The 18,456-nt window shown below is 35.2% G+C and carries 15 protein-coding genes; 9 read left to right on the top strand and 6 right to left on the bottom strand.

Going from position 1 to position 18,456, the window contains the following annotated elements:
• Positions 1 to 48 precede the first annotated feature (48 nt).
• Entirely contained in the window at positions 49 to 1,473 is a 1,425-nt protein-coding gene (locus tag GJV76_RS11335) for an MATE family efflux transporter (RefSeq protein WP_155092733.1), read from the bottom strand.
• 459 nt (positions 1,474 to 1,932) lie between these two features.
• Here GJV76_RS11335 and GJV76_RS11330 point away from each other — a divergent pair, with 459 nt between their 5' ends.
• The 3 genes from GJV76_RS11330 to GJV76_RS11320 all read left to right on the top strand — a co-directional run bounded on the left by GJV76_RS11330 (position 1,933) and on the right by GJV76_RS11320 (position 4,998).
• Positions 1,933 to 3,207 carry a gliding motility-associated C-terminal domain-containing protein gene (locus GJV76_RS11330; RefSeq protein ID WP_155092732.1) on the top strand — a complete coding sequence of 425 codons (1,275 nt, stop codon included), beginning with the start codon at positions 1,933 to 1,935 and terminating at the stop codon, positions 3,205 to 3,207.
• A gap of 11 nt (positions 3,208 to 3,218) precedes the next feature.
• Complete coding sequence (locus tag GJV76_RS11325; RefSeq protein WP_373425583.1) at positions 3,219 to 4,157, top strand: PorP/SprF family type IX secretion system membrane protein; 939 nt, start codon at positions 3,219 to 3,221, stop codon at positions 4,155 to 4,157.
• A 145-nt stretch (positions 4,158 to 4,302) separates the two neighbouring features.
• Positions 4,303 to 4,998 carry a pseudouridine synthase gene (locus tag GJV76_RS11320; RefSeq protein ID WP_155092730.1) on the top strand — a complete coding sequence of 232 codons (696 nt, stop codon included), beginning with the start codon at positions 4,303 to 4,305 and terminating at the stop codon, positions 4,996 to 4,998.
• 56 nt (positions 4,999 to 5,054) lie between these two features.
• Here the strand turns inward: GJV76_RS11320 and GJV76_RS11315 are convergent, their stop codons facing one another.
• Positions 5,055 to 5,699, bottom strand: a complete 645-nt coding sequence (locus GJV76_RS11315) for a hypothetical protein (RefSeq protein ID WP_155092729.1) — start codon at positions 5,697 to 5,699, stop codon at positions 5,055 to 5,057.
• Between the two features lie 69 nt (positions 5,700 to 5,768).
• The gene (locus GJV76_RS11310) at positions 5,769 to 7,010 is read right to left on the bottom strand and encodes an ABC transporter permease (protein ID WP_155092728.1); all 1,242 of its coding nucleotides are present in this window, start codon (positions 7,008 to 7,010) and stop codon (positions 5,769 to 5,771) included.
• A gap of 177 nt (positions 7,011 to 7,187) precedes the next feature.
• Between GJV76_RS11310 and hisS the strand changes: the two genes are divergently transcribed.
• The 4 genes from hisS (at position 7,188) to GJV76_RS11290 (ending at position 11,076) form a co-directional block, all read left to right on the top strand.
• Complete coding sequence (hisS, locus tag GJV76_RS11305; protein ID WP_155092727.1) at positions 7,188 to 8,558, top strand: histidine--tRNA ligase; 1,371 nt, start codon at positions 7,188 to 7,190, stop codon at positions 8,556 to 8,558.
• Positions 8,559 to 8,731: 173 nt separating this feature from the next.
• Positions 8,732 to 9,538: a DUF4261 domain-containing protein gene (locus GJV76_RS11300; protein WP_155092726.1), complete on the top strand. Its 807-nt coding sequence runs from the start codon at positions 8,732 to 8,734 to the stop codon at positions 9,536 to 9,538.
• Between the two features lie 279 nt (positions 9,539 to 9,817).
• Positions 9,818 to 10,303 (top strand): hypothetical protein, encoded by a 486-nt coding sequence (locus GJV76_RS11295; RefSeq protein WP_155092725.1) that lies wholly within the window; start codon positions 9,818 to 9,820, stop codon positions 10,301 to 10,303.
• Between the two features lie 11 nt (positions 10,304 to 10,314).
• Positions 10,315 to 11,076: a hypothetical protein gene (locus tag GJV76_RS11290; protein WP_155092724.1), complete on the top strand. Its 762-nt coding sequence runs from the start codon at positions 10,315 to 10,317 to the stop codon at positions 11,074 to 11,076.
• Between the two features lie 300 nt (positions 11,077 to 11,376).
• Here the strand turns inward: GJV76_RS11290 and GJV76_RS11285 are convergent, their stop codons facing one another.
• The 3 genes from GJV76_RS11285 to GJV76_RS11275 form a co-directional block, all read right to left on the bottom strand.
• Entirely contained in the window at positions 11,377 to 12,612 is a 1,236-nt protein-coding gene (locus tag GJV76_RS11285; RefSeq protein ID WP_155092734.1) for a DUF445 domain-containing protein, read from the bottom strand.
• Between the two features lie 44 nt (positions 12,613 to 12,656).
• Positions 12,657 to 14,339, bottom strand: a complete 1,683-nt coding sequence (locus GJV76_RS11280) for an RluA family pseudouridine synthase (protein ID WP_155092723.1) — start codon at positions 14,337 to 14,339, stop codon at positions 12,657 to 12,659.
• Between the two features lie 397 nt (positions 14,340 to 14,736).
• Positions 14,737 to 15,828 (bottom strand): serine hydrolase domain-containing protein, encoded by a 1,092-nt coding sequence (locus tag GJV76_RS11275; RefSeq protein ID WP_155092722.1) that lies wholly within the window; start codon positions 15,826 to 15,828, stop codon positions 14,737 to 14,739.
• A 203-nt stretch (positions 15,829 to 16,031) separates the two neighbouring features.
• Here GJV76_RS11275 and ffh point away from each other — a divergent pair, with 203 nt between their 5' ends.
• A complete protein-coding gene (gene ffh / locus GJV76_RS11270) occupies positions 16,032 to 17,372 on the top strand; it encodes a signal recognition particle protein (RefSeq protein ID WP_155092721.1) in 1,341 nt (446 codons plus the stop codon).
• 81 nt (positions 17,373 to 17,453) lie between these two features.
• On the top strand, positions 17,454 to 18,341 hold the full coding sequence (locus tag GJV76_RS11265; RefSeq protein WP_155092720.1) for a bifunctional 5,10-methylenetetrahydrofolate dehydrogenase/5,10-methenyltetrahydrofolate cyclohydrolase: 888 nt from the start codon (positions 17,454 to 17,456) through the stop codon (positions 18,339 to 18,341).
• Positions 18,342 to 18,456 lie beyond the last annotated feature (115 nt).

The raw sequence follows: 18,456 nt of genomic DNA, 5'->3' as shown, positions 1-18,456 counted from the left end.
TAGACGGGGTTTTGTTTTTTAGGCTTTTTAGACAGCCTCATTTTGTGTTTATACTTTTTTGAGTTTCCACTTGCCGCGTTTAAACAAAGCAAAAGCTAATATCGCGATAAGAATTTCTGCTGCGGGAATAGCTATAAAGGATCCTGTGGGTCCCATATTGAAGTAGTAAGTTAGAGCATATGCTAACGGAATTTGAAATAACCAAAAGCCAATAATATTGATGATTGTTGGGGTAATAGTATCTCCAGCACCATTAAAGGCATTCATTAATGTCATTCCTATACCATATACGATAAAACCTGATGCGCCAATGTACATCGCTTGTTTTGCCACAGCTTTAATATCTTCATTAGTCGTAAAGAAAGAGGCTAATAATTCGGCCATAGTAAAGAAGATAACAGTCACAATAGCCATATAGATAATATTGTATTTTAAGGTAGCAATAACCGACTTATAAGCTTTATCAGGATTGAGATCTCCAAGGTTTTGGCCAACGAGAGTTGAAGCGGCATTACTCAACCCCCATGCAGGTAAGATAAAGAACACTAATAGCCTTAGACAGGTCAGGAATCCAGAAGAACCTATCTCCCCACCACTTTGAGCAACTATTCGCGCTAAAATAACCCAACTACAAGTGGATATCATATATTGAATCATACCTGGAACTGCTATTTTAATGATATTCCATATCATCTGCCATTGTACCTTAAAATAGACCCATTTTAGCTGAATGAGAGAATCTTTTCGAGTTAGGTAATAGATTTGATAAGCCACCCCCATACTTCTACCAATAGCTGTTGAATACGCTGCACCTTCTAATCCCATTTCAGGAAATATCCACCATCCTCTTACCATAATAGGACACAAGATAATATTGAATATATTTCCAAACCATAAGCTTTTCATCGCAACAGCTGCATTTCCTGCTCCTCTGAAGATACCGTTGATTAAAAATAACAACATAATTGAGATACTACTGACAAGTAGTATACGTGTATATACATAGCCGTATTCTGCGGAGGCCTCCGAAGCTCCCATCCACAAGAGCCACTCTTTTGCGTATACAAAGCCTAAAACGCTCAGAATAATTGTTATTACAATGGAAATACTAATTGCTTGGGCAGCATTTTGCGAGGCTTTTACTTTGTCCTTTTCTCCAATTCTTCGTGCTACAATTGCCGTTGCAGCCATACTTATACCAATACATATCGCGTAAATTATCGAGAGTAAGGATTCCGTAAGTCCCACACTTTGTATGGCGTAAGCACTTTGTTCTAAATGGCCAACAAAATACAAGTCGACTAAGGCAAATACCGATTCCATCAGCATTTCAAACATCATCGGAATAGCCAGTAAAAAAACAGCTCTGTTGATGGACATATTTGTCAAATCAAAGCTTTCATTCGAGAAAGATTGTTTAAGTAAACCTATAATTGAGGTTTTGGATTTAGATATCAAGGCTTTATCAGACATAGGTGATCAAGTGAACTATTGTTTGAAAATTTTAAGTCAGCAGGTTAGCTCTGGTAAGTAACTTGTACTCTAAGAACTTCTGTTTGCTTTGCAAGCAACAAAAATATATTATTTATTCTCAAGAATTAGGAAAGAGGTTGAAAGTAAATATTTTTTTATGCGAAAGGCTTTTGGGGAGAATTGGTAGTTAAATAAGTATATATAACGTTAAAGGTAAATAGCAAGCCTTTTAATGATTGTTTATCATAGTGTGTTGGCTTAGTCTTAAACTTAAATTATCTATAAAAAAATTGAAAGTCATTCATTTAGGCACAAAAGTTGTTAATACAGAAAAAGTTGATTAACATAAATTATGAAATTCACATATCTGCTATATTAAAATAGAAGATAACAAGTATTTTACCTTGTAATTATTCTCTTTTTGCCGATAAGTTTTTCTACAAAAACAATTATAATTAGATGAGAAAAAATGTTTTTGCAATATTAATGGGGCTCTTGTTATTTTGGGGAGAGAGTCTTTTTGCTCAAGAAAAGGCAACTTTTGTAAATGAAGGGGTCTTCCATGTAAGTTCCAATGAAGTTGTATCTGTTGAGGGAGATTTTTTTAATAAAGAGGAAGCAAACTTTAAAACAGATGGAACTATTTACTACCAAGGTAACTTTGTCAATGATAATTTGTTTTATTCTTCTCCTAATGTAACTACTGCAAAAGTTGTTTTCACACCAAATGATACTAAAAAGGACAAACAATTCATTAGTGGAAATGGAGTTATAGAGTTTAACGATGTAGTGTTTGATAGTCCTAAATCGAATAAAGAAGCTTTTGCTGTACTAAACGATATTAGCATACAGGGAAATGTTGACTTTAAAAGTGGGATTGTAAAGGTTGATTCACTACACGGCGGTGGTATTACGTTTTTGGAAAAAAGTAAGTGGAGCAATGCTTCAGATAAAAGTTATATTGATGGAAGAGTGGAGAAAGAAGGGCGTGAAGAATTTGTGTTTCCTGTGGGAAATAAAGGAAAGTTTAGATATTCTAAAATTACTGCACCACAGGGATTAAAAGACGTATTTCAAAGTGCTTATACATTAAAAGACGCTGCATTCTTTAAAGCGAGAACAGCGAAATCAAGTGTGATTGAAACGCTTAATACTAATGAGTATTGGCTTGTAGAAGCAATAGATAATACCAAAAGTTCCGTTGTAGTAACTCTTAGTTGGGCAGATACAACATTGGAGAAAGTCTTAGAGAATCCTGCAGAAACTTTACACGTTGTGAGATGGGATACTGCTAAACAGATGTGGGTAGATGAAGGAGGTATTGTGGACCTTGATTCTAAAGAGGTTTCAACAATTTCAACAGTAAAAGGTTATGGCTTCTTTACATTAGCTTCTATTAAGAAAGAAATATTGGACGATGGAGATATTGTCATCTACAATTTTGTTAATAGTGGAGGGGAATACAACGAGTATTTTAGAATTTTGAATATCAATAAGTTTCCTAATAATACTGTGGAAATCTTTAATAGATGGGGAAGCTTAGTTTATCGTACAACCAATTACGATAGCAATAATAATGTCTTTAGAGGATATTCGGAAGGAAAAGGAACAACTTCCAAGAATGAAGCTTTGCCTTCAGGAACATATTATTACTTACTGAAATACGAGGTACCTACTGCTACTGGTAGTGAGGTAATTAAGAAAAGTGGCTATTTACACTTAGAAAGTAATTAAGGATCCAATACATCAATACAATGAAGTCAATTATAAAAATATTATTTAGTGCTTATCTTTTCCTTTTAACTAATCTATTGTTTGCTCAACAAGACCCACAGTATACGCAGTATATGTATAATCACGCTGTTATTAACCCTGCTTATGTTGGAACTGTCGATTACTTAACCATTTATGGTCAGTATAGATCGCAATGGGTAGGACTTGAAGGAGCTCCGAAAACATCGAATTTTTCATTGAATAGCCCTTTGGGAAGCAACGGTCTATCTGGGGGGATTAATTTTGTCAATGATAGAATAGGGGCGATGGAAGAAAATACAATTTCCTTAGATTTCGGATATACTATTGCTTTAGATTATCAGTATAACCTTGCTTTTGGTATCAAGGGGCAAGCTAATTTTTTGAATGTAGATTATACTAAATTAAAAGCATTTAAACCGGAGGATCCTCTTTTACAGAGTAATATCAACAATAAGTTTAGACCTAATGTTGGTGTCGGTATTATGGTTTATTCAGATAGGGCATATATTGGTATTTCTGCACCTACCTTGCTATCTACCTATGTTTATGATGATAACGAGGAAATTACAACAGTGCGAAAAAAGACGCATTTGTATTTAACAGGAGGATATATATTTGATGTAAGTGATGAGGTTAGAGTTAAACCGGCAGTTTTAATTAAAGGAGTTCAAGGATCTCCATTGCAAGTAGATTTAACAGCTAATGTTTTGTTTTTTAATCGATTTACTCTTGGAGCAGCATATCGCTGGGATGCAGCTATAAGTGGATTAGTAGGGTTTCAAATCAACAACAATTTAATGATTGGATACAGCTACGATGCGGACACTACTTCCTTGAGAAAAACAAATTCAGGGTCGCATGAAGTCTTCATGAGATACCAGCTATTTAACAATAGAGCACAGAAAGTTACAACAACAAGGTTTTATTAATAGTATAAAACTGCAAATGGTATAGGTTATTTCTTATATAATCTATGTTTATATCTTAAATAATTTTTTTGGAAAAGGCAATTTTTGATAGGTTGCCTTTTTTACAATTACTCGTCAGTAACTAAACTTATTTATCTTTGCATCCATGTTAGAAATACTTTACCAAGACCAATATATTGTAGCTATAAATAAACCGAGAGATTTACTGGTACACAAATCTTTTATAGCAAGTGATATTCAAGAATACGCCATCCAGATATTGAGAGATCAGATAGGGCAATACGTTTATCCTGTTCACCGCTTAGACAGAAAGACATCAGGCGTTTTGTTATTTGCTTTGGATAAAGAGATTTTAAAGCAGCTCAATGATGATTTTGCTACTCGTAAAGTTGAGAAGAAATACATTGCCATTGTACGTGGATATACCAAAGACGAAGAGCTGATCGATTATGCTTTAACTAATGATGCAGGACAAGAGCAAGAAGCAAAGACGTATTATAAAACACTACAAAGAGTTGAGGTAGATATACCTTTTGGCAACCACCTTACTTCTCGTTATTCATTGGTTGAAGCTTATCCCGAGACAGGTAGACAGCATCAATTGCGCAAGCACTTCAAGCATATCTTTCATCCGATTTTAGGTAGTCGTCCTCATGGATGTAATAAGCAGAATAAGATGTGGCTTGATCGCTATGGGCTAATGGCGATGTTATTACACGCATTAGAATTAAAATTCACCCATCCAATTACGAAAGAAGTGATAGAGCTTAGAGCGACTATTGATGATCAGTATCTAAAGTATAATGCTGTGTTAGGGTTTAACTTAGAGCAGTATTATTAGGTTAGCTGAAGGCTGTAAATTAATTAGAGAATATACAGAAAAGGGAATATTTTAAATTAGAATAAGACGAAGTTTTCTTTCCCATCCGTCTTATACTTAGTCATATTTAGCTTATGCCCAAGCTTTGCTTTACTGTAATTAATCCCATCTATAGTTATACAATCTATCTTAACTTTTTTATTGATTTTAAAATTAGCGTAGAAAAAGGGAGGAGAAGAACCACCTCCACTTCGCTCTAAATTTGAAATCTCAAGTGAAGTAATCGATTGCATAGGGAATTTATTACATATATAGACTGTGTATCCTACTTGAAATATACAGATTATAATTAATACTAAAAAGAAAGAGAAGGTAGCTCCCAATAAAATAACCGTAAGTATATCCATTAGACTAAATGTAAAATCGTTATCTATTGCTGTAAATAAAGTAGTAAGTGAAAAGATAATCAGTATTACAGGGAAATTTAGAATTGTTTCATACTTTAATTCTATTTTCATTGCTTTAATTCTACACATATATAAACTTAGTGTATTCAAAAATATTAGTAATGCTAATCTAATTTCGTGATTATCTATTAAAACAGTACTTATCGAGAGTAAAAATACAAGTCCAGCAGTAGATAGAAAGTTTTTAAATACAAAGAACAAGGTGAAAAGAGCACAACTGATAAACAAGACAATACTGAAATCTGCTGTTAACATAGTGTATTATTTTAAGTGTTTAAGTTTAGGGATTCAATTTGTAAGCCTTTATACTACATTGTCAACTGCTTATTCATATCTCAATGCTTCTACAGGATCGAGTTTGGAAGCTTTCAATGCAGGATAAAGACCTGATAAAACGGCCACTATAAAGGTTGTAATGAATGCAGACAAGATTGCACTCCACGGAATAGTGAAGGTAAAATGCATTAAGGAAGACAACCCATAAGCCGTCAAAATACCTAACACTGTTCCAAGTATTCCCCCAAGTTGACCTATAATGACTGTCTCTGTAAAGAATTGTTGGGCAATCGTTTTTCGCTTAGCTCCCAATGCTTTTCTTACACCTATTTCGCGTGTGCGTTCAGTCACAGATACCAACATAATATTCATCAAAGCAATCGAAGAACCTAAAATAGTGATTAGTCCTATTAACCAGGCAGCAAGATTGAGCATTTCTGTTTGTTTGATCATTGAGCGGAGCATATCATCACTTCGCTCGATCCCAAAATCAGAGGTATGAGCAGGAGTGAGTCGACGTATATTTCTAAAATCAATAATTGCTTGGTCTATTGAAGTATTTAAGTGTCCCTCTTGCATGATAGAAACCTTTATGGTATAGTTTATATCAGCTGCATTGAAAATAGAACGAGCAATCTGAATAGGAATAAATACACGTTGATCTTCATTGTTTCCGAAGGTACTTCCTTGTTCTTTTAGAATGCCAATAACCTTAAACTTGTACCCGCGAATAGATATAATCTGATTTATAGGATTGTAGTCTTTGAACATCTTTTTGGAGAAGTCAGAACCCACAACACATACATAATGGTCGTTTTTAATATCTGTATAACTTAAATTCCTTCCTTGTTCTACTTTTAATCCGCTATTGGGTAAGTAGTTTTCATCGCACCCAATAATTGAAATTTCTGGATCAGTTTTTACTTCATCTTTTTTAACTTCAATATTGGTGGCTGCCGTAAAAGAAAGCGAGGTTACAGAGAAGGGATATTGATATTCTTCTTTAAATTTTCTTGCTTGATCATAAGTAATGATGGGATTTGACTTTGCAGTTGATTTATTCTTAGCCATTTTTCCCGCCATGTCGTACTGACTGATAGAGAATGTATTTGCTCCCATAGAGCTAAAGTCTTCAAGTATGGTGTTTCTCAAAGCTGATACTACAGATAAGATTCCCACCAAAGCCCATATTCCAATAGCAATAATGAAAACGGTAATACAGGTACGAAGTAATTGACTTCGAATACTCATAATGGCAATTTTCGTGTTTTCTAAGGCTATTTTCCACATAGTTTTACTTGACTATCAGCTGTAAGGTTTTAGTAAAAATAACTAAAAAATCACAATCAACAGCTCCTTTTATATCAATTCCTGCCGATTGAAAGATAAGATATCAGTAGTTGACTTCATTTTAAAAAAAGATGTACTTTTGTGATGTTAAATTAAATCACTAAAAATTAATTAAAGATGGCAAAGAAACCTGGGATTCCAAAAGGGACGAGAGACTTTTCTCCGAGTGAAGTAGCAAGAAGACAATATATTATGCAAACGATACGACACGGATTTGAGAAATTTGGATTCCATCCCATCGAGACTCCTTCTTTCGAGAACCTTGATACCTTATTAGGTAAGTATGGTGAGGAGGGTGACCGATTAATTTTTAAGATACTTAATTCAGGTGATTATCTGAGCAAGGTAGATGAAACTGTATTAGAGAGTAAGAACAGTTTGAAATTGACAAATCAAATTTCAGAGAAAGCTTTGCGTTATGATTTGACAGTGCCTTTTGCTCGTTATGTGGTCATGCACCAAAATGAGATAGACTTTCCATTTAAGCGTTATCAAATGCAACCAGTATGGCGTGCAGACCGTCCACAAAAAGGTAGATTTAGAGAGTTTTATCAATGTGATGCAGACGTTATTGGATCAAAGTCTTTATGGCAAGAAGTTGAGTTTGTATTGTTATATGACAATGTGTTTACTGCTTTAGGAGTACATGGGGTGACTATCAAACTTAATAACCGCAAGATATTAGCAGGTATTGCAGAAGTAATAGATGCGAGTGATAAGTTGATCGATTTTACTGTTGCTCTAGATAAGTTAGATAAAATAGGAGAAGATGGTGTAAAGGCAGAGATGATAGAAAAGGGAATCACTGCAGAATCGATAGCAAAGGTACAGGCACTATTTAACTTCACTGGAACATTCGAAGAAAAATTGGATAAATTGAGAGTGATGTTAGCTACTTCTGAAGAAGGACTGAAGGGAGTAGAAGAACTTGCTTTTGTCGGAAAAGAAGTAGAAAAAGTTGGCCTGCAAACGGCTATCCTAAACTTAGATGTTACATTGGCGCGTGGATTAAACTATTATACTGGTGCGATATTCGAGATTGGAGCGCCTGAATCTGTTCAGATGGGATCTATAGGAGGAGGAGGTCGCTACGATGATCTTACTGGAATATTTGGGTTAAAAGACATGAGTGGCGTTGGTATTTCTTTCGGGTTAGATCGAATTTACCTTGTAATGGAAGAAATGAATCTATTCCCAGAAACAGTTAGTACGGCTTCGAAAGTATTGTTCTTGAATATGGGTGAAGAGGAGATGAGTTATTCTATGAGTGCTATTATGGCATTGAGAGCTGCTGGAGTGAAAACGGAGTTGTATCCTGATAAAGCAAAAATGGGTAAACAATTTCAGTTTGCAGATAAGAAGGGTATTCCATTTGTTGTATTAGTAGGAAGTCAAGAAATGATGGATAAGAAGTTTGCATTAAAAGAATTAGCCTCTGGTGAGCAAATTGTATTGTCATTAGATGAACTGATTTCGAAATTGAAATAGCAAATAGAGCGAATAGTTATAGAGAAAGGTATGTGTAAATAACACATACCTTTTTTTGATTGTAGGAGTAAAATGAATGAAATTATTGAATATTGCCATGCCTTTACTAATGATATTCTGTAACTTTAGACTTTAGAGACAATAATAGACGTTAACGAATAAATTTAATAGATATGGGTAGTAAGAAATTGGGTAATAGCCCGAAAATGTTAATGTTTCAGTTATTATATAAGGAACAACCAAATATAGATTACCAGGCAGTTTTAGTTGCATTGCAGCAAGTTTACCCTTCAGTTGAGTTTGATCCAGGAGCACATGTTTTTATCTTTCCTGAAATTGAAGTAGAGTTTGAAGATAAGAAGGGGCCAGCACAATGTGTTGTCATGGAAGGTGAAAAGGACAAGCGCTCAGAATTACAAGATACTTTTTTTCAGCAAAACTGGCATTGGAATGAAGCTGCCACCGTAGAGCGCGAATGTCATTATGCCTTGTCAATCAGTGATTTTATGAGTAGAGGTTTAGAACCAAGAGTGCGCATTGTATTAATCCAACAAATGTTATTAGCGCTTATTAAGGTTTCTAAACCAGAAGTATTGGTTTCTATCCATGGAGAAAAGCTAATCGATCCTGAAGTGTTTGCTCATGATTGCTTAGATCCGAATTACGTCGGATTAGACCTTCTTGTAAATGTTCGATTATTTAATATAGAAAACCCTGAATACAAGCAGTTTTTGATGGATACCATTGGCTTGCATAGTTTAGGGATGAGTGATTTCGAAATTTTCTTTGATGAGGAGGAAAACCTTAATGCAATAGCTGGTAGATTATGGGACTATGCATATTATATTATGCAAGCAGGTGACGTAATTGAAGATGGACATACAATACAAGGCCTGGAAGAAGACAGCAAATGGCTTTGTCAAAAGAAATGGTCTGAAACACAACCGAAGCGCACTGTTCTCGATATCGAAGTAGTTTAGATTAACACGCGGCATATATAGTTGGTTTTACCTTAATGAGTATTTACGGTTGTAGGTGCTGAGGTGAACCAACTATTGTTATTTTCTACAGTTGATAGATATAATTGAATTAGTGTTAAAAAAGGCAGTTGTTTTCACTTTATGTGTGTATAAATTAGCAGTAATTAATCATTAGTGAAATAGTAGTTTTAGTTTTTAAATAGTGTAGTTTATCTGGGGCTATACAGTTTATTAATTGTATTTTTAAACCTGAAGAAAAAGTTTAAAAAGAGTATGGATATGCAAATGACAAGTGTTGATTTTCAGGAGTTTATTTTGAATTATACTATAGCAGATAGCGATTGGTTGAGTTTGGATTGGAATGGTAAGTATGGAGCGAAGTTCAAAGATGAGAATCACTTTTTTCGTTTGCAAATTGCAGAGGCTGTTTGTGTACAGTTAGAGAAAGTAGATTTATCTCTTGTGCGCGAATTGTTTATCACCTTAGGACAGGTTACTAAATTAAACTTTTGTGTTTATAAAAATTACCATTTGTTAGCGCAAGAATTATTAGAAAGAGGGGGAAGTGATTACCTTTTTGATTATCTATGCGCAGCACATATTTCGTTTGATACTTATTTAAGCACTGCAAATATCCGTTTATCTGAGCAAAGAAAGAGAGAATTACTTGCCTATTTTGATTATTTGCGTACTACTTCAGATAATCCTCAAGTGATTAAATTGCTAACGGATCAAATGAGAAATCGCTTTATTACCTCTGCCTAAATTTGTTGATAGTGAATAAGTTTATTGTATTTCTGTTGCTGGGATTATCCACAACACTTCACGCCCAAAGTAACGATTTATCTCAAGCTACTGTCTTGCAAATCCAAGATTTGATTGCTTTGTTTCAATCCAGTGATAAAGAGGCTATAGCCATGAAGATAGATTATCCATTAGCACGTCATTATCCAATTCCAAGTATTGAAAATGAGAAAGAGTTTTTAGTTCGATTTGATCAAGTTTTTGATGCTGATTTCATGGCACAAATTGCCGAGTCAGATTTGTCTCAATGGTCTACAGTAGGCTGGCGTGGTACAATGTTTGACAATGGTGCTTTGTGGTTAACAGAAGACGGAAGGATAAGGGTAATTAATCACTCGTTGGCTTTTGAAGAATCTTGGAGACAAAAGTTGATAGCGCAAGATAAAAAGAGATTGCATACATCGGTTCAACAGTTTAAAGAACCAATTGCTTATATCATATCTGTAGGAAAAATCATTCGCATAGACGAACTGAAAGACAGCAGTTATCGAATGTCTTATTGGAATATAAATCAAAATTTGAGTGAGAAGCCAGAAGAAATTATTGGACAGGGTACTTTGTTTACTGAAGGATCTATGGCAAATCAATATGTTGTTTTTCCAAAGAATTTCTTGGGAGAAGAAGTTACTGTTTACCTTGATGATATGGAAGAGGAGCAACCTAATGCTGTAACTATAACTTATCGAGATCAAATGGGAATAGAAAGAGTAGACAAAGGATATATGAAAAAATAAAAAAGGAGAATACTACTATTCTCCTTTTTTTGGCGGTAATCTGTAATAATAAAACTTGGTTATATTTTGTATTTTAATAAGAGTGAACCTTCTGAATTATCAAAAACAATAATCTTAAGTATATTCTGAATTAATTATAGAGAATATAGAATTGCTTACTGATTTCAGTATGAGTTCTTCTAAACGGATTCTTTTTTGATCCGGTATATTACCAAATTTAGTGAATACGATTCTATTTTTGACATTTTATAGCAGTCAAAATATGTTTGATTTGTATAATTTTAACGATGATTTATTTACTTATAGTAATAAATGCGTAATAATGTAAATCCCAAGACCAACAAGCCCTCCTACCAGTGTACCGTTAATGCGGATAAACTGTAAATCTTTTCCTACTTCTAACTCCAGTTTGTCACTTAATTCTCTACCATCCCAGCGATCCACCGTGTTTCGAATTAGCTCTCCTACTTCTTTTGTGTTTTTAAGTGCTAATTTGTAAATCGTGTGTTTGATCCAATTATTGATTTTTAACTGCATCTCTTGGTTCTGTTCTAAGTCAGTTGCGATGTTGTGAATTGCCGTGCTTATATAGTTTTGTAGGGTTGAACCTTCAGTTTCTAATTGCTCTATTATTGAACTTTTTGTTGAAGACCAAAAGTCTTGTACATAAGATTCTATTCTTTCAGGAGTAATGAATTGAGAAAGGATTTCTTGGAACTTGATTTTCCATTTTTCTTGACTGTCTATTTCAGCTGCGAGTACTTCTAATCGAGTTGTTATTTCTCCGCGAAGTTTGTGATTGGGGTTTGAGTTTATGTCTTCTAAGAAAGTGTGAATACCGTTGACTAACTGATTGGTTACTGCCTTACCTCCAACTAAACTTAGTAGCGGTTTTTTCTCTATAATGGCATTGTAGATTTCTTCTCTGTGTTCTTCTACATAGATTTGTGCTTTTGGCAAAATAACATCTAATAATCGTTGATGTTCTTTTTTCTCAATGGCGTACATTAAGCCTTGAGCAATAAAACTTTGTACTCGGATTGACTCTATTCCTTGTTGTGCTTTGCTACTGAAAAAGTTTACTACACTTTGATCATCTATGTCATTGACTATGTTTTTGGCAAGAATCCTACATTCCTTTTCAACAATCTTTTGATTGTGTTCTTGTCTAAGCCAATTTACCAGTAAGGTGGCAATGTCTAATTTTTCAACATAAGGGCGAATATTTTCTGCAGTTAAAAAATTATCTGTTACAAAGTCTCCAAGATTATCTCCTATTTTGTTTTTGCTATTGACAATTAGATTAGTATGTGGAATTTTTAATCCCATAGGATGTCGAAAGAGTGCAGTGACTGCAAACCAATCTGCTAATGCACCTACCATGGCCGCTTCAGAAAACGCTTTCACATACCCCATCCAATCTGCAGGACTGTTTTTCAAGGTGTAAACCATAGCGATGTAGGTAATTGCCATTAAGAAGAATAATCCAGTAGCGATGCGTTTGTGTTTGCGTAATTGGGACTGTTTATCAGACATCATAGTATATTATTTGATTAGTAAAGTTAACAAAAACTTCTCGTTTAGAACTTTTCTTTTACTTGAAAGCTAATCACTTCATAAGTCTTTGGATGTCTGAAAGTGATGCTTTCAGCATGTAAATACAGGCGATTTGCTTTGGTACCATACAGGTCATCTCCTACAATTGGCGTATTTAGTCCTTCTGGGTGTGAGGCGTGAACTCTCAACTGATGTGTACGACCTGTAATAGGGTAAAAGTACACTTTGGTTTTGCCTTCTTTTCGTTCGATTACTTCCCATTTTGTCTTTGCAGTTTTGCCGTATTCATAGCAAACCATTTGTCTGGGTCTATCGTCTAAATCGACTCTCAAAGGTAAGTCAATGATTCCTTGATCTCCTTCTATTGTACCATCGAGTAGCGCTACATAGCGTTTTTCTACCGTTTTTTTGATGAATTGACTTTGAAGTGCTTTGTGAGAATCCTTGTCTTTTGCAATGATTAATATTCCCGATGTAGCCATATCTAATCGATGTACGATTAGTGGTCCTGTAGCATTGGGATATCTCAATTTCATGCGTTCATAGACAGAGTCTTGGATATAAATGCCTGGAACAGATAGAAATTCATTAGGTTTATTGACGATTGCAAAGTAGTCATCTTCGAATACTACTTCTATGGGTTCGCTTAAAGATTGATTGATTAAAAGCGGGTTATCATCAACTTCTAACCCTTGTAACATATGACCTAAGATAGGTTCGCACTTGCCTCGACACGCAGGGTAAAAGTGTTGGTGTTTGCGTATCTCTGACTTGGGTGAATCTCCCCACCAAAACTCCGCCATACAGATAGGAGTATACCCTTTTAGATAAGCATACTGCAGAAGTTTTGGCGCAGCACAATCACCAGCTGCAGCGGGTGGTTGTTGTAGAGCTGTCTGTTTGAATATATCCAGTAAATCCTGTTCTTGTCCGTTGTTATTCAAAAATCGATATTGGTGAAATAACTTTGTTTGAAGGGCATTTGACTTTTGTTTGCGTTCTTCTTTTAAGGCATTAATAGTCTGTTCAAAATTTTGAATAATATCTTTGGTCTGATCAATTTGCTCTTGCCAATAGAGCATTAGTACTTTTAATTCGTGTTTGTCCCTTAGACTTTGTTTGATTAAATCTTCATTTAGCAACTGAAAGTCGCTTTCCGATAAAATTGCACTTTGTTGATCTCGTATCTTTTTACGCTGTGTTTTTAAGGATTTGAGGTTTTCTTTTTTGGCTGTAATAGCTTGTTTTTCTTCAGCAACTTGTGATAAAAGTAACGCTTTTGCATCTTGGTAAACTCGATCCTGTTCAAGAACATCAATCTGTTTGTTTATTTTGTTTAAGGTAGTTTCTTCTTTTACAAAAAAACCATCCTTATTCCACAGGTCAAAAACAGGGGGTACAAAACAATCTATAGCAGTATGGGTTCCTAACTTACCAGAAAAACCAGCCAAGTAACCAAGCTCGCCTAATTGATTTTTTACAATTAGAACTCCAAACATCTTACCAGTTGGTAAACACTGCGAGTTAGCTTTATCAAATAATGGGCTAATTAAATTATGTGAATGCAACTCTCTTTGCAATTCCTCAGCTGCTTGGATTGCAATAGGATGAGGTTCATAGTAAAAGGGATAAGTGAATTTTTTGGGTAATTCTATGTTTTTTATATCGGATTGAAATCTTCTAAATGCAGAGTCTAATGGAGACATATTATTGTTTATTTGACTGCAAAATTAAGGATAAAATTAATGAGAGTAAATATAGGTGGGAAGTAATGTTTTGTGTTAGTTGATTTTATGTGGGGGTAATTGAGCACTTTAGATCTTGTTCCAAAAGTTGTAGTTCGGTTTTTAAAATATGTTGATTTTGTCACTTTAGCAAAAGAGTATTCTAAAAGTGTTGTAATGGAAAATAACGAAGGAGCATAATAATAAGTATCTCTTATTAATACAATAGGGCATGTATCAACTAAATCTGAGACACTTGCGTGATAAAAATGGAGATAGGTGTTTTGGAGTGATGTGGAACTAAAAGACAACTCCTAAAAGATGTTTATTTGTAGTGTGAAATATTCTTTTAGGAGTAATCTTTAGCGCTTAGGGATACCTATTTATTAGCCTCCTTCATTGCTTGCACTATTTTCATTACAGCCTGTTGAGCGTTGGCAGTACCGCTGTTTGCCATGATGATATAGGCTGTATTGGTGATACCGTCTATTTGAGTATAGGTAAAGAATGTACCATCAGAACCAGCATGATCATAGACGCTTATTGTATCGTTCTTGAGTGTATTCCATCCGATGGCATATCGTTCCTTATAATTGAATATGTAATCGTATGTTTTAGCAGATAATACATTGCTTTGACCTGAAAGCCCTTGCAAATTGAGTTGAATGTATTTGATATAGTTTTCTATATTCATACTGAGGTCACCTGCTGGTTCGATCAGTGTGAGTGCATAGTTATAAGTGGGAGGTACGGATTCTAATACATCGTATTGCATAGCGTGTCCCCAAGGTTGGTTCTCCAAATTGCGATTAGGCCAACCAATTACAAATGAAATCCCCAGTTTTTTTGTTAGAATTTCTTTAGCTAATTCTTCCCAAGATTTTTGGCTTACTTTCTCTAACATAGTTGCAGCAATACTATAACCAGCATTTGAATAGGTATATCCATCTTGAGTTTCTATGGGATCCATGGTCAATACGTGTTTGGCAAATGCTTGTCTTTGTTCTTGTTTATTGCCCTTAAAGATTGGCAAAGTCAGGCGCTCTGTTCCACTTGTAAAAGCGTGAACTTTGGATCTATGTGATAAGTAATCCTGTAGCGTGGCCTTGTGATAAGCTGTATTTGATGAGTCTTTCAACTCAGGGAAAAGATCAAAGAAGGTCGTTTGCCAAGACAGCTTACCTTGCTCTACCAAGTTTGCAGCAATAAAACCCGTTATGGCTTTAGAATTTGATCCCAGGTGGAAGTAATCTTTGATATTTGCCGCTGTAGCAGTTGTTTGCTCTGCAAACTTGTGAAATCCTGTAATATCTACAGTTAAGATCTCGTCTTTTGTCACGATAGCGTAGGCGACTTCAGGAACATTGTGCAAGTTGCGGATACTATCAATTTTGTGGTGTAGATCTTGACTGTATACTGTATTAATCAACCCCAAAGTTAGTGTGGCAATGTATATTGTGAATTGTTTCATGTTTTTGATTTTATGTACAGAACTAATGTACAGTAATAAACAACACAAAGTAGTTTCCGCATTAAATAGTACTGCATCAGTAAGGAGAATTGCATTAATTAGATAGAATATTTAAAAAAAATAAGTTTTACTGCTTTTGCTTTTTGTGACTTAACAAGTTAAATACTATCTTTGGCACCTCAAAGTATTAAAATAATACCGATATGTTTGATAATTTAAGTGATAAATTAGATAAAGCCTTTCATATCCTTAAAGGACATGGCAAGATTACAGAAGTGAACGTTGCAGATACTCTAAAAGAGGTTCGTAGAGCCCTATTAGATGCCGACGTTAACTTTAAGATTGCCAAAGATTTTACCAATAAAGTAAAAGAAAAAGCCTTAGGACAAGATGTATTAACTACATTACAACCAGGTCAATTAATGGTTAAGGTGGTTAAAGACGAACTAACTCAATTAATGGGTGGTGAGGCTGCTGGTGTCAACTTATCAGGTACTCCTTCTGTTATTTTGATGTCTGGTTTACAAGGGTCTGGTAAAACGACTTTTTCTGGTAAATTGGCTAACTTCTTAAAAACGAAAAAGAATAAAAAACCTTTATTAGTAGCGTGTGACGTATACCGTCCTGCAGCTATTAATCAGTTGCACGTAGTTGGTGAGCAATTGGGTATTGAGGTTTATTCAGAAGAAGGAAATAACAATCCTGTTCAGATTGCTGAGAACGCAATTAAACATGCTAAGTCAAACGGGTTTAACGTTGTGATTGTCGATACGGCTGGACGTTTGGCTGTAGACGAGGAGATGATGAATGAAATAGCTAATATTCACAAGGCTATTACGCCACACGAAACTTTATTCGTTGTGGATTCTATGACAGGACAGGATGCTGTAAACACTGCAAAAGCTTTCAACGATAGATTGAATTTTGACGGAGTAGTTCTTACTAAATTAGACGGGGATACTCGTGGAGGGGCTGCAATATCAATTAAATCTGTTGTAAATAAACCTATTAAGTTCATCGGTACTGGTGAGAAAATGGATGCAATTGACATCTTCTACCCAGAGCGTATGGCTGATCGTATCTTAGGGATGGGAGACGTTATCTCTTTAGTTGAGCGTGCACAAGCTCAGTATGATGAAGAAGAAGCGCGTAAAATCCAGAAGAAAATTGCGAAAAACGAGTTTGGTTTTGATGATTTCTTATCTCAGATTCAACAAGTGAAGAATATGGGTAGCATGAAAGACTTAGTAGGGATGTTACCAGGAATGGGGAAAGCACTGAAAGATGTGGAAATTGAAGATGATGCTTTTAAACACATCGAAGCGATTATTCACTCAATGACACCAAAAGAGCGTTCTACTCCTTCTATTTTAGATGCAAAGAGAAAAGCGCGTATTGCTAAGGGATCCGGTACGGATATACAACAAGTGAATCAACTGCTGAAACAGTTTGACCAAATGAGCAAAATGATGAAGATGATGCAAGGAGCAAAAGGAAAGAATTTGATGCGCATGATGGGACAGATGAAAGGTATGCAAAGATAACATTAGAAGAAGGTTTAAGGTTCGTTATGAGGTTTAAACCTTCTTTATTTATACACAACAACACACTTATTACTATTTTTAATGCAACTACTAGACGGAAAAAAGGTATCGGAAGATATCAAGAATGAGATTGCTGTTGAAGTACAACAGATGAAATCTCGTGGTGAAAAAGTACCACATTTAGCAGCAGTTATTGTGGGAACTAATGGAGCAAGTTTAACTTACGTAGGAAGTAAAGTTAAGTCTTGTGAGAAAGTAGGTTTTGAATCTACATTAGTTTCTTTGCCAGAAGAAACGACAGAAGAAGAGCTTTTAGCTAAAGTCAAAGAATTGAATGCAGATCCTGCTATAGATGGGTATATCGTTCAATTGCCATTGCCCAAACACATTGATGAGCAAAAGATCTTATTAGCTATCGATGCAGATAAAGATGTAGATGGGTTTCACCCGACGAACTTCGGTCGTATGGCGTTAGAGATGGAGACATTCTTACCAGCTACTCCTTACGGAATCATGGAATTATTAGAGCGTTATAAAGTTGAAACTGCAGGTAAAAATGTGGTAGTTATCGGGCGTTCTCACATTGTAGGTCGTCCTATGAGTATCTTGTTAAGTCGCAAAGGTTATCCTGGAGATGCTACAGTAACACTGACACATAGCCGTACAAAGAATATAGAGGAGATTACAAGAGAAGCAGATATTATCATTTCAGCATTGGGAGTGCCTTATTTCTTAAAAGGGGATATGGTGAAGGATGGTGTGACTGTCGTAGATGTAGGTATTACTCGTGTACCAGATGCTACTAATCCTCGAGGTTATGTGATCGCAGGTGATGTGGACTTCGATGAGGTAAGCAAGAAAGCTGCGTTTATCACTCCAGTACCAGGTGGTGTAGGACCAATGACAATAGCAATGTTATTAAAGAATACTTTATTAGCGAGATCAAGAAGAGCTAAAAAAGGAGAATAAGAAGAAGATAAATTCGTTATATAAATACGAATAGATATAAGGCATACGATTTCGTATGCCTTTTTTTATATTTTGTATGACACTCATAGTATTGTAACATTTGTTACAATATATA

It is taken from the genome of Myroides albus (assembly GCF_009711045.1).
Lineage (GTDB): Bacteria > Bacteroidota > Bacteroidia > Flavobacteriales > Flavobacteriaceae > Flavobacterium > Flavobacterium album_A.
This window is presented reverse-complemented; position numbering and strand designations above follow the sequence as displayed.